The 12512-nt window shown below is 38.5% G+C and carries 12 protein-coding genes; 6 read left to right on the top strand and 6 right to left on the bottom strand.

The genetic code is table 11. From position 1 onward, the window contains the following. The first annotated feature begins 91 nt into the window (after positions 1-91). Positions 92-1348, top strand: coding sequence for an anthranilate synthase component I family protein (locus BLR37_RS22470; protein WP_090772592.1), 1257 nt, complete (start codon positions 92-94; stop codon positions 1346-1348). 199 nt (positions 1349-1547) lie between these two features. On the opposite strand, the gene BLR37_RS22465 is transcribed toward BLR37_RS22470, so the two are convergent. From BLR37_RS22465 to BLR37_RS22450, 4 genes are all read right to left on the bottom strand, one after another. Next, entirely contained in the window at positions 1548-2354 is an 807-nt protein-coding gene (locus BLR37_RS22465; protein WP_090772590.1) for a M48 family metallopeptidase, read from the bottom strand. Positions 2355-2528: 174 nt separating this feature from the next. Then, a complete protein-coding gene (gene plsY, locus BLR37_RS22460) occupies positions 2529-3173 on the bottom strand; it encodes a glycerol-3-phosphate 1-O-acyltransferase PlsY (RefSeq protein ID WP_090772588.1) in 645 nt (214 codons plus the stop codon). A gap of 49 nt (positions 3174-3222) precedes the next feature. After that, complete coding sequence (nadC, locus tag BLR37_RS22455) at positions 3223-4065, bottom strand: carboxylating nicotinate-nucleotide diphosphorylase (protein WP_090772586.1); 843 nt, start codon at positions 4063-4065, stop codon at positions 3223-3225. Positions 4066-4161: 96 nt separating this feature from the next. Further along, positions 4162-4560, bottom strand: coding sequence for a DUF4783 domain-containing protein (locus tag BLR37_RS22450; protein WP_090772584.1), 399 nt, complete (start codon positions 4558-4560; stop codon positions 4162-4164). Between the two features lie 172 nt (positions 4561-4732). Here BLR37_RS22450 and gpmI point away from each other — a divergent pair, with 172 nt between their 5' ends. After that, the gene (gene gpmI / locus BLR37_RS22445) at positions 4733-6253 is read left to right on the top strand and encodes a 2,3-bisphosphoglycerate-independent phosphoglycerate mutase (protein ID WP_090772582.1); all 1521 of its coding nucleotides are present in this window, start codon (positions 4733-4735) and stop codon (positions 6251-6253) included. Next, entirely contained in the window at positions 6253-6783 is a 531-nt protein-coding gene (locus BLR37_RS22440) for a hypothetical protein (RefSeq protein ID WP_090772580.1), read from the top strand. The genes gpmI and BLR37_RS22440 overlap by 1 nt, the downstream gene beginning before the upstream one ends. Before the next feature lie 50 nt (positions 6784-6833). Here the strand turns inward: BLR37_RS22440 and BLR37_RS22435 are convergent, their stop codons facing one another. Continuing rightward, positions 6834-7454, bottom strand: a complete 621-nt coding sequence (locus tag BLR37_RS22435) for a tetratricopeptide repeat protein (RefSeq protein ID WP_090772578.1) — start codon at positions 7452-7454, stop codon at positions 6834-6836. 315 nt (positions 7455-7769) lie between these two features. Between BLR37_RS22435 and lon the strand changes: the two genes are divergently transcribed. The 3 genes from lon (at position 7770) to BLR37_RS22420 (ending at position 12044) form a co-directional block, all read left to right on the top strand. Next, positions 7770-10241, top strand: a complete 2472-nt coding sequence (gene lon, locus BLR37_RS22430; protein ID WP_090772576.1) for an endopeptidase La — start codon at positions 7770-7772, stop codon at positions 10239-10241. Between the two features lie 83 nt (positions 10242-10324). Beyond that, positions 10325-11275 (top strand): lipid A deacylase LpxR family protein, encoded by a 951-nt coding sequence (locus BLR37_RS22425; protein ID WP_090772574.1) that lies wholly within the window; start codon positions 10325-10327, stop codon positions 11273-11275. A 253-nt stretch (positions 11276-11528) separates the two neighbouring features. Beyond that, positions 11529-12044: a L,D-transpeptidase family protein gene (locus BLR37_RS22420; protein ID WP_090772572.1), complete on the top strand. Its 516-nt coding sequence runs from the start codon at positions 11529-11531 to the stop codon at positions 12042-12044. Here the strand turns inward: BLR37_RS22420 and arfB are convergent, their stop codons facing one another. Beyond that, positions 12045-12455, bottom strand: a complete 411-nt coding sequence (gene arfB / locus BLR37_RS22415; protein WP_090772570.1) for an alternative ribosome rescue aminoacyl-tRNA hydrolase ArfB — start codon at positions 12453-12455, stop codon at positions 12045-12047. Positions 12456-12512 lie beyond the last annotated feature (57 nt).

The raw sequence follows: 12512 nt of genomic DNA, 5'->3' as shown, positions 1-12512 counted from the left end.
AATCCTCGTTACAAACGAGAACTACCACTTTCCAAAAAGATAAAAATTAATTTCTTACAATTATCAGCGCTATTTTTACCTTTGCCGCAGCTTGGAAACCCTACAAAACATATCAGATTTTAAACAAAAAGCATTGCACTGGGCCAACCAGTTTGAGGTGTGTTGTTTTTTGGATTCGAATCAGTACAAAGATGCTTATTCGGCTTACGATTTTGTAATTGCAGCAGCCTTACAAAGCGAGCTAAGCTGTGCATCAGGTACTGCTTTTGATCAGCTGAAGGCTTTCCAGGCAGCCCATCAACAATGGCTTTTCGGTTTTTTTAGCTACGATCTTAAAAACGAGACCGAGAATTTGCATTCTAATCATGCTGATCAGCTAAACTTTCCAGACCTGTATTTCTTTGTACCGAAATATCTCATTGCGTTTAAAAATGGCAAAGCAGAGGTATTAATTGGTGATGAGGATATTTTAAATGAAATAAATAGCTTTCCAGTAGAAACTAAACACCAGGTTGCAGCATTAAATATCCAACAGAAACTTTCAAAAGTGCAGTACATCAGCAAAATTGAAAGCTTAAAAAATCATATCATCCGCGGCGATATTTATGAGCTTAACTTTTGCCAGGAGTTTTTTGCAGAAAATGCCCAAATCAATCCTGTTGAAACCTTTGAAGCGCTGAACCAACTTTCCCCTACCCCATTTGCAGGTTACTTTAAAGTGCGCAACCAGTATATTTTATCGGCCACGCCCGAAAGGTTTATGTGCAAACGCGGCAAGCGCTTAATATCGCAACCCATTAAAGGAACAGCAAAACGCAGTTCAAATCCTGAAGCGGACGAGCAGATTAAAAAAGATTTAAGAAACGATATTAAAGAGCAGGCAGAAAACGTAATGATTGTAGATTTGGTGCGTCACGACCTTACCAAATCAGCTGTTAAAGGTACAGTTAAGGTTGATGAGCTTTTCGGAATTTATAGCTTCCCGCAGGTGCATCAAATGATTTCGACCATAAGCTGTGAGCTCGATCCGAACATTCATTTTATCGATGCCATTAAAAATGCCTTCCCAATGGGCTCTATGACAGGTGCCCCAAAAGTTAAGGCCATGCAGCTGATTGAACAATACGAAGAAGCCAAACGAGGTATTTACTCAGGTTCTTTTGGCTGCATTAGTCCGGATGGAGATTTCGATTTTAACGTAGTGATCCGCAGCATTTTATTTAATGCCGAATCAAAATACTTATCCTTTCAGGTTGGCGGTGCCATTACCTATCAATGCGACGCCGAAAAAGAATATGAAGAATGTTTGCTTAAGGCGAGTGCTATATTGCAGGTTTTGGGCGATTAATTGGTTCATCAGTCCATTGGTTTAATGGATTAACCAAATCCCCGAATACCAACTAATCAATCTATTACTTAGCTTATTTAAGAAACAAGATGCTGAAATAAATCCGATAGCTATCGGATCAGCATGACGATCAATGAAAAAGGTGGAAAGTTTATGCATCATGCTAAACCTTCCACCTTTCTACCTTCTACCTTCTGCCTTATTTCTTGTAATACTGCTGCGCCTCTGGTAAATATTTCTGAATCTGTGCAATACGTGTTTCATCACTAGGGTGAGTGCTTAAAAACTCAGCTGGTTTTTGCGCTCCTGCCGAAGCCGAAGCCATCCGGTTCCAGAAAGCAGTAGCATTTTGCGGGTTATAACCAGCCATAGCCATAAAAATCAAACCCAAACGATCGGCCTCCAGCTCCTGGTTACGGCTAAATTTAAGCATGGCAACCGGAGTACCTACACCGTAAAGTGTATTGAAAATAGATTGTGTTTTCGGATTTTTAGATAAAGCCACACCTGCAGCGGCACCAATTCCCTGTGCTACCATTTCCTGCGACATGCGCTCGGCCGAGTGACCAGCAATGGCGTGCGCAATTTCGTGTCCCATTACAGTTGCTAATCCGGCATCATCCTGTGTTACCGGCAAAATTCCGGTATACACTACAATTTTACCTCCAGGCATACACCAGGCATTTTTTTCGTTGTTCTGAACCACATTTACTTCCCACTGGTAATCGGCAATTAAATTACCATAGTTATTGTTATTCATGTACGATTTTACGGCAGTAATTAAACGGCTGCCGATGGTTTTAACCTTTAAGGCTTGTGCGTTTGATGCCGGTAAAACTGTCGATTTATTTTCAGTTAAAAAGGTATTGTATGCTTGAAATGCCATTGGCAAAACCTGATCGTTACTTACCAGATCAAACCGGCTACGACCGGTTAAAGGCACTGTAGAGCAAGAGTTGAACAGTAAAACGCCAGCTATGCCCGCTGTTAAAAATAACTTTTTCATTTCTTATCAATTTAGTTTTCTGGGTTATTAAACATTCCGTACATCCCCGTTATAAACCGGAAGTAAGGGTTGTTTCACAAAATCTGTTGTTAATGATATCAATCCCCTATTTGTACTATTCCTAATTAACAGGAATATTGAAGATAAGTTTTCGATTATGTATTTGTTAATTAATTAGCTTTTTTTCTTAAACAAATACACTTTGGATTCTTTGCCTTTCAGCAATCTTTCGAGGTTTTTTTGGTGGGTGACTAAAATAAGTACACAAACAACCATTCCGTACAGCACTTCCGATTTTATGGAAACCTGAAACAGAAAAACTACACTAAGCGGGAAGGTAAAACCTGCGCAGATGGAGCTTAATGAAACATATTTCGTGATCAGCAATACAATTACAAAAACCAGAACGCAAAGCATAGATGCCTCGAAGTTAACTGCCAAAATCATTCCAAAAAGTGTAGCCACTCCTTTTCCACCACGAAAGCCAGCAAAAACAGGGAATAAATGTCCCATTACTGCGGTTACGCCTAAGGCTAGCTGGTAATTAACAAATGGTGCAGAATTTTGTGGTCCGGTTACCGATAAACCGATGAGATAAGCCAGATTGGTTGCAGTATAGCCTTTTGCAATATCGATAATCATCACTGCAATGCCAGCTTTTTTACCCAATACCCTGAAAGTATTGGTAGCACCTGCATTACCGCTGCCATACTCTCTTACGTCAACGCCATAAAAGGCCTGACCGAGCCATACGGCTGTTGGTATCGATCCAAAAAGGTAAGCTAATAATAAAGCACTGAGCGAATAAACCGTAACCATAGCCTACAATGATACAAAAAATAAGCTTTTAATTTTAGAGCAAATCACTTTAGTATGCTTTTAAACTCATATCCAGGCTCTTTACCGAATGTGTAAGTGCACCCATTGAAATAAAATCTACTCCGCATGCCGCATATTCGGCTACATTCTCTTCGGTTATACCACCTGATGCTTCAGTAGTGAATTTACCATCAATTAATGCTACTGCTGCCCTAAGGTTTTCAAAGCTAAAATTATCGAGCATAATACGGTCTACACCACCAATGGCTAAAACCTGTTTCAATTCATCTAAATTTCTTACTTCAATTTCTATCTGAAGTTTTTTATTTTGATCGGTAAGATATTCTTGAGCGGCCTTAATCGCATTCGAAATCCCGCCTGCATAATCAACATGGTTATCTTTAATCAAAATCATATCGTAAAGACCAATGCGGTGATTAACACCTCCACCTATCCGCACTGCCCATTTTTCTAAATAACGTAGTCCAGGTGTGGTTTTTCGGGTATCTAAAATTTTTGTCTTAGTAGCTTTCAGTAAAGCAACAATGTGGTTGGTTTTAGTAGCTATGCCACTCATGCGCTGCATGCAGTTTAAAACCAGGCGTTCGGCAATCAGGATGGCGTGTGTACTTCCGGCAACAGTAAGGGCAATATCGCCAACTTTCACCGCGTCGCCATCGTGTAATAACACTTCAACTTTCAATTCAGCATCAACTTCCTTAAAAATAGCCACAGCAAGTTCTATCCCTGCCAGTATACCATCTTCTTTAATGATCAGTTTTGCTTTTCCCTGTGTGCCAGAAGGAATGGTTGATAACGAGGTATGATCACCATCGCCAACATCTTCAGTAAGGGCATTTTTTATGAATTGATGTATAAGTTGAGTATCCAAAATGTAGATTTTAATGTCGCAAAAATAAGAATTATTTGTTAGCAGACAATTTACTGATGGATATAAAGATATTCCTAAGCCTTAGGTAACTGTTTTCTAGTCTTTCGCAGGTTCAATTCTCAACTCGGTTATCGAAAAACTGGTATTAAATTTCTTCATGGTAATAGAAACCCTGAATGTTTCTTTAGCCGTACTTAAAATAACCACGCCAAAACGGTAATTGGGATTGGTATTAATTTTATGAAAAATACTTGTTTTGGTAGGCGGATGCTTGACAAAAAAATCTCTCAAAATTTGTTCACCCTGTGCTTTTGAGTATACATCTTCTTCATCAACAATAATCAGTTCGATGGTAGAGGCGAAATTTTTGGCAATTTCTTTGGCATTGCCAGCCTTAAAATACGACGACAAATCATCAATAATATCAGCCTGAATAGCTGTGGGGCGACATAATGATGATATACTAAAGATTAATAAGAATAAGCTCCGGATCATTTCTGTATTTTATACAAATCCGTACAGCTAAAATTATGCCATTAGCATATCAAAAAAAGGATTTCTTAATTTGTATAACCTTCAATAAAGTTATATTTGTCCTATAAACAAAACAATAGAACAGTTTTAAAATAGAAATGTTTTATTGCAGGTCAATAATTTTTAAATCAAGATGGTAAATAACAAAAAACTCGCGCTTATAATTCTAGATGGTTGGGGCTACGGAAAACAAGATAATTCTGATGCTGCCTATGCTGCTAACACTCCTTTTTTCGATTCGTTATTACAGAACTATCCAAACTCGAAGCTCGAAGCATCTGGTGAGGCCGTAGGTTTACCCGCCGGACAAATGGGAAATTCGGAAGTGGGCCACATGAATTTAGGTGCCGGCCGCGTGGTTTACCAGGAGCTGGGCAGAATAAATAAAGCCATTGCCGACCGCGAGCTTCACAATAGCCCGGTATTGGTAAATGCTTTTGACTATGCCAAAAAGAACAACAAATCAGTTCATTTTATTGGTTTGGTATCAAATGGTGGTGTGCATGCCCATATCGAGCATTTAAAAGCCCTTTGCGATGCAGCAAACGAATCGAACGTAAAAAATTATGTTCACGCTTTCTTAGATGGCCGTGACACTGATCCGAACTCGGGCCTGGGTTTTATTACCGATTTACAAAACCACATTAAAAATACAGATACCAAACTAGCCTCTTTAATTGGCCGTTATTATGCAATGGACCGCGATAACCGTTGGGAGCGTGTTAAACAGGCTTACGATGTAATGGTTAATGGTGTTGGAGAAAAAACAAAGGATGCTTTGGCTGCCATCAGAAAATCGTACGAAGAAAACATTACCGACGAGTTTTTAAAACCAGTGGTACTTACGCAGGATAACGGCGCTCCGGTAGCAACGATCCAGCCAGATGACGTGGTAATCTGTTTCAACTTCCGTACAGATAGAGGTCGCGAAATTACTACCGCCTTAACGCAAAAAGACTTCCCTGAGCAACAAATGCACAAACTGCCATTGTATTATGTAACCATGACTACCTACGATGAAAGTTTTGAAAAGGTAAATGTAATTTTCACTAAAGATGACCTGACCAAAACCATTGGTGAAGTTTTGGCCGAAAACAATAAAAACCAGATCCGTATTGCCGAAACTGAAAAGTATCCGCACGTTACTTTCTTTTTCTCTGGTGGCAGGGAAGCTGAATTTGCAAACGAAAAACGCATTTTAATCCCATCGCCAAAAGTGGCTACCTACGATTTGCAACCAGAAATGAGCGCTGCAGGTATTACCGATGCCATTACAAAAGAAATGGAAACCGGCTGGGCTGATTTTATTTGCCTGAATTTTGCAAATCCCGATATGGTGGGCCATACCGGTGTTTTCGAAGCCGTGGTAAAAGCTGTAGAAACTGCCGATAAATGCGCAGAAACTGTAGTAAAAACCGGACTGGCGAACGGATACTCTTTTATCCTCCTGGCAGATCATGGCAACTCTGAGTATATGATTAATGGCGATGGCTCTGTGAATACTGCCCATACCACCAACCTGGTACCTTGTATCTTAATTGATAAAGATTACAAAGCCATTGCCGATGGTAAACTAGGTGACATTGCCCCTACCATTTTAAGAATTTTAGGTGTTGATATTCCGGCAGAAATGACTGGAAACGTTTTAGTATAATGACTAAAAAACTTTATATCGCGGTATTTGCTTTGGCCTTGCTCTCCTGTAACCAACAGAAAGCTGCCGAAGCGAATACCAGCTTTTTATATTTCGACATTAAAGGCTATTTTGGAAAAGAAATAAGCCGGATGCAAAAACTCAATCCAACTGTGCAAAAAACAGTAAGTGTGAATGGTGAGGCAGAAAATAAAGCGAGCCGTATTGCCGATTGGGAGAAAGAGCTGGCAATCTTTGTTAATGCCGACATCAATAAAACATCGTGGCGGGGAAGTTTTAAAATTAACCAGGAAAATGGCGCTGATGTTTACACTTCAGACAATAAAAAGATTCCGGTTAAAAAGGTTCTGGTTGAAAAAAGCGATGCAAAAATCAATAAGATTGAAATTATCATCGATAACAAAAATATCTTATTCCAAACACAGGATACCCTTACTTACTATCCCGATAGTTTGTACCAGATCAAAAAGCAACAAAAAATCAGGCTATTAAACCAAAAAAAATACCTGGTTGTTGGAAAATTGAAATAAAAAAGGAGCCTTGATTAAACGAGGCTCCTTTTTAAGTTTAAAGGGTATTTTTATTTTAAGGTAGCAATCTGCGCCTTATCGTAAGTGATCCAGTCAATAATATCTTTTCTAAGTGGCTGTAAAGTCAATACCTTCTGAAAATCGGCAATAGAATTATTAAAAAGCGCAACACAAGCTGCTTTTTCATCTTTTTTCTTAGCTTTAAATGATTTAAAGATCGCATAATCTTTGTAGGCTAAACCACGGTTCTGAAACATTTGGGTATCTTCTTCACCGTTAATTTCGATTGCCTTTGTAAAATCTTTGAGCGATGCCTGATAAAAATTATCGCGCATGGTGCTTAACGATTCTTTTGGATCGTTTGCAATTTTCAGTCTGGCTATCCCACGGTAATAATAAGCTGAAACTTCATTGGGCTTTACCACAAGCAAGCGGCTATAAGTATCTATACACTTTTCATACTCCCGGTTCTGGAAATACGAATAACCAAGCATCTGTAATACATTAGCATTATCAGGAGTCTTGGCACTTGCTTTTTCCAATTGTGCAGCGGCTGTTTTATAATCACCTTTCATCATCGCCTGCATGCTTCTTTCGTAGTTACCCTGTGCAAAACTGCCTGTTGATGAAAAAATAATAAGTGCTAAAATCGCCTGTTTAAAATAGTCCATGTATGATTAATAAGTTTAACAATGATGACGCCTAATACAATATATAGGAGAAATTTTTTGCAATATAATCCTATTCTGATAATTTAAAAGTTTTAATTTCTTTTGTTTGAGCACAAAGTCCCCAAACATTAGCTTAAACGCAAAAAAATACATTATATGATATTGGCGGAAATATTTAAATTGCTCTGCCTTTTTAACATAACATTAATATAATTTTTACTTTGGCACAAGAGTTGAAATTGTTAACTTAATATAAAAATTAAACAAAGTGAATACGATTAAACTGCCAGTTTGTCGTTAGCGGAAAATGTGATAATGAGTAAACAAGATATATTTGATTTCCATACAGCTATGCCAATAATCAATGAAGATACAGAGTTTTTTCCCCTAATGTCTCAACAAGACGAGGAGGAAATGAACAATGAGGAAACGCCCGAGACCTTGGCCATATTGCCTTTGCGAAACACCGTTTTATTTCCGGGTGTAGTTATTCCGATTACAGTTGGAAGAGATAAATCGATTAAACTAATTAAAGAAGCTTACAAGGGAAACAAAATTATTGGGGTGGTTTCTCAAAAAGATGTGTCGATAGAAGACCCTACTTTTGAGCAGCTAAACACCGTTGGTACTGTAGCAAACATCATTAAATTGCTGCAAATGCCAGATGGTAATACCACCGTAATTATACAGGGTAAGCAACGTTTCAGCTTAATTGAGGAGGTTCAGAACGAACCTTACATTAAAGCTGTTGTTAAAAAATTCGAAGAGCAGAAACATAAAGCCGACAAGGAGTTTAAAACCCTCATTGCATCTATACGCGAAATGTCGGCTCAGATTATCCAGCTTTCACCAAATATTCCGAGCGAAGCCAGTATTGCGCTTAAAAACATCGAAAGCAATTCATTTTTGATCAATTTCATTTCATCGAACATGAATGCCGAAATGGCCGATAAGCAAAAAATCCTGGAAATGGATAAACTGCAGGAAAGGGCACAAAAAGTAATGGAGCTTTTAATGGTCGAACTGCAAATGCTGGAACTGAGAAACCAGATCCAATCTAAAGTACGTACCGATTTAGATAAGCAACAACGCGATTATTTCTTAAATCAACAGTTAAAAACCATCCAGGAAGAATTGGGTGGCAACTCTGCGGATTTGGAATTTGATGCTTTACAGGAAAGGGCCAAGAAGAAAAAATGGACGAAAGCGGTTGCTGCACATTTCGATAAAGAATTAGACAAACTGGGTAGAATGAACCCGGCAGCACCCGATTATTCGGTACAGTTAAATTACCTTGAACTCCTTTTGGATTTACCATGGAGCGAGTTTACCAAAGATAATTTTGATCTGAAAAGAGCACAGCGCATCCTGGATAAAGATCACTTTGGTTTAGAAAAAGTAAAACAGCGTATTATCGAATACCTTGCTGTACTGAAACTAAAACAAAACATGAAAGCCCCTATTTTATGTTTGGTTGGCCCTCCGGGAGTTGGTAAAACATCATTAGGCAAATCCATAGCAAAAGCCTTAGGCCGCAAATATGTACGTATGGCTTTAGGTGGTATCCGCGATGAAGCAGAAATTCGTGGTCATCGTAAAACCTACATTGGTGCTATGCCAGGCCGTATTATTTCTTCGATCAAGAAAGCGGGTGCAGATAATCCTGTTTTCGTATTGGATGAGATCGATAAAGTTGGAACTGACCACCGTGGCGATCCTTCATCAGCTTTGCTGGAGGTTTTAGACCCGGAACAAAACAATGCGTTTTACGATCATTATGTAGAAATGGATTACGATTTATCGAATATCCTTTTCATTGCAACCGCCAACTCTTTAAGCACCATACAACCTGCTTTGTTAGATCGTATGGAGATTATTGAAGTAAACGGATATACCATTGAAGAGAAAATCGAAATCGCTAAAAAATACCTCTTGCCTAAACAGAAAGAAAACCATGGCTTGCAAACCAAGGATATTAACCTGAAACCAGCGTTAATTGAGAAGGTAATTGAAGATTATACCAGAGAATCGGGTGTGCGTGGTTTAGAGAAAAAAATAGGTTCGATTGTTCGTGGCGTGGCCACAAAAATTGCCATGGAAGAAACTTACGACGCGAACTTAAATCCGGAAGACATAGAGCGTATTTTAGGTGCTCCAATTTACGATAAGGATTTATACGAAGGCAACGAAGTAGCCGGTGTGGTTACCGGTCTGGCCTGGACAAGTGTTGGTGGCGATATTTTATTTATCGAATCGAGCTTAAGTCCCGGAAAAGGCAAATTAACCTTAACCGGTAACTTGGGCGATGTGATGAAAGAATCAGCCGTGATTGCCCTGGCATACCTGCGTGCGCATGCAGCCGAGTTTGGCATCGATTACACCTTGTTTGATAACTGGGATGTACACGTACACGTTCCTGCAGGCGCTACCCCAAAAGATGGACCTTCGGCGGGTGTAACCATGCTTACCGCATTAACTTCGGCCTTTACCCAACGTAAAGTAAAACAACATCTGGCCATGACAGGAGAAATTACACTACGCGGGAAAGTGCTTCCTGTAGGTGGAATCAAAGAAAAAATCCTCGCTGCCAAAAGGGCTAATATCAAAGAAATTATCCTTTGCAAAAGCAACCGTAAAGACATTTTAGAGATTAAGGAAAGCTATATCAAGGATCTGAAATTCCATTACGTAAGCGAAATGAGCGAAGTAATTGAATTGGCACTTACTAAAAACAAAGTAAAAAAACCATTGGATTTAAGCGTTAAAGCTGCCTCAATTGTAAACTAATTGATAATCTTTTGACAGAGAACGTTTAAAAATCCAATTACAATAAATACTTTTATAGTCCCGGTAATTATCGGGACTTTTTTATGAAATCACTTTTATCTGCTATCGTTTTTTGTTTGGTTGTATCAACCGGTTTTGCACAATCTTTTAAAAACGAGTTTGGTTTTAAAACCGAAAATGATGCCTATCTGGCTACTTTAAACGATCGTTATTATACCAATGGATTGTTTATTTATTTCCGCAGGGCTTTAAATACCGAAAAATTATCCGATAAGATCGAAAAGAAAACCTACGAAATTTCTGCAGGCCAAAAGATGTACACGCCTTACTGGGGGCAGGTGCCAAATAAAGAAGATCAGGACCGACCATTTGCCGGTTATTTATATGCAGGCGCTGCTTACTCGGTATTTTACAAAGACGAAAGTGTTTTAAAAACGAACGTAGAGCTGGGAACAGTTGGGCCAAACTCGCTGGCTCAGGATGCGCAGCGTTTTTTGCATAAAACAGTTGGTTTTTATACACCTGCAGGCTGGGATTACCAGATTAAAAATGAAGTAGCTGTAAATTTAGCGGCAAACTACAGCAAACTGCTTTTCAGACCAGAAGATCCGATTGTGGATATCAGCGCACAAGGTTATGCCAATTTGGGTACCACCTTTTCAGGTCTGGGGACATCAGTTTTATTCAGGGCTGGTAAAATCAATCAATTATTTAATAGCGCTTACCACAATGCGGTAATTGGAAATTCTAAAACCAAAAGTTTAAATAATTCGGAGTTTTTCTTTTATGTAAAACCACAACTGAACTTTGTTGCTTACGATGCAACCATCCAGGGCAGTATGTTTAAAAACAATAGCCCGTTAACTTTTGGGGTTAAACCCATTGTTTTTGAGCAGCAGTTTGGGGTAAATTATAGTTCGAAAAGGTTTACTGCCGATTTTAATATCATTTTTAAAACCAAAGAGGTTAAAAGCGTAGCCAAAGCGCAGAACTATGGAGGCTTAAGCTTGTATTACCGTTTTGGGAAAGGTTAGGTAATTGTTTGATTGTTAATATTGTTTCATTGTTAACTGCAAATTGCCAACTGTATTGGGTTAATCGGTTAACTATTTGAATTGGTTAATTGCAAATTGCCAACTGTATTGGATTAATTGGTTAATTGTTAACTGAAAACTGCCAACTGTATTAGGTTAATCGGTTAACTGTTTAAATTGGTTAATTGTTAACTGTATTGGGTTAATTGTTAACTGAAAATTGCCAACTGTAAATTGTCTTTACCCGCGAAAAATGAAAAAAGCTATACTTTTTATATTCTTACTCACCATTGTTGGTGCAATTATCTACAATTTATATCCTGAAAAAAAATTACCAGCAAATACCAAAATCGATTATATTATTGTTAAAAAATCTGATCGTCGACTATTGGCTTATTCAAAGTTCAAGCTTGTTAAAACCTATCAAATTTCGTTAGGCGACAGCCCTGTGGGACATAAAGAATACGAAGGTGATGAAAAAACGCCCGAAGGCATTTATATTATCAACGCCAAAAATCCACATAGCGGTTACCATAAAAATCTTGGGGTTTCTTACCCCAACTCAAAAGATGTTGCATACGCGAAACTTTTGGGAAGACCTGCGGGTGGCGATATTAAGATACATGGTATCAGAAACAAATTCGGTTTTATAGGCAAATTTCAAAGATTTTCTGACTGGACAAATGGCTGTATGGCATTAACCAATAGCGAAGTTGATGAACTCTATACTACCGTAAAAATTGGAACTAAAATTGAAATCAGACCTTGATTAATCTATTGAAGGTTTTTTACGGCTTTCTTTCCTGTTTGCTGTGGCAGCCTTATTTTTCAACCTTTTTTCGATAATGGCCTTTGGAATCTTGGTAGGCTTTCTTTTTTTCTGAACAATCATTGCCTTTTTCAGCAAATCGATCAGTTTTGCAACCGTCTTCTCTTTATTGAGCAACTGACTCCTGTCTTCCTGCGAAACAATGTGCAGCAAACCTTCGCTATCTAAACGGTTTTGCAACTTTTCTTTAAGCAGTTCCTTTTCTTCATCAGTAAAATACGCAAAGGTTTCGATATTAAAAACCAGCTCTACCTTACTCGAAACTTTGTTTACGTTTTGTCCGCCTTTACCTCCACTTCTGGATGTTTTAAAAATGGCTGACCGTAAAATTTCTTCTCTGCTGGGTAACATGCGGCAAAAGTATAAAGAATATCGATTTAAAAAAAGTTAGTAAACCCATCGGCTTTT

Source organism: Pedobacter soli, from assembly GCF_900101435.1.
Taxonomy (GTDB): Bacteria; Bacteroidota; Bacteroidia; order Sphingobacteriales; family Sphingobacteriaceae; genus Pedobacter; species Pedobacter soli.
Note: the sequence above shows the minus strand (reverse complement) of the source record. Positions and strands in the feature narration are given on the sequence as shown.

What these genes read in the sequence shown, in the direction of transcription:
- BLR37_RS22465 (WP_090772590.1), bottom strand. Translation starts at nt 2,354, where the DNA reads ATGAAAAAGTTATTTTTAACAGCGGGCATAGCTGGCGTTTTACTGTTC.
- plsY (WP_090772588.1), bottom strand. Translation starts at nt 3,173, where the DNA reads ATGGTTACGGTTTATTCGCTCAGTGCTTTATTATTAGCTTACCTTTTT.
- BLR37_RS22450 (WP_090772584.1), bottom strand. Translation starts at nt 4,560, where the DNA reads ATGATCCGGAGCTTATTCTTATTAATCTTTAGTATATCATCATTATGT.
- gpmI (WP_090772582.1), top strand. Translation starts at nt 4,733, where the DNA reads ATGGTAAATAACAAAAAACTCGCGCTTATAATTCTAGATGGTTGGGGC.
- BLR37_RS22440 (WP_090772580.1), top strand. Translation starts at nt 6,253, where the DNA reads ATGACTAAAAAACTTTATATCGCGGTATTTGCTTTGGCCTTGCTCTCC.
- BLR37_RS22435 (WP_090772578.1), bottom strand. Translation starts at nt 7,454, where the DNA reads ATGGACTATTTTAAACAGGCGATTTTAGCACTTATTATTTTTTCATCA.
- lon (WP_090772576.1), top strand. Translation starts at nt 7,770, where the DNA reads ATGAGTAAACAAGATATATTTGATTTCCATACAGCTATGCCAATAATC.
- BLR37_RS22425 (WP_090772574.1), top strand. Translation starts at nt 10,325, where the DNA reads ATGAAATCACTTTTATCTGCTATCGTTTTTTGTTTGGTTGTATCAACC.
- BLR37_RS22420 (WP_090772572.1), top strand. Translation starts at nt 11,529, where the DNA reads ATGAAAAAAGCTATACTTTTTATATTCTTACTCACCATTGTTGGTGCA.
- arfB (WP_090772570.1), bottom strand. Translation starts at nt 12,455, where the DNA reads ATGTTACCCAGCAGAGAAGAAATTTTACGGTCAGCCATTTTTAAAACA.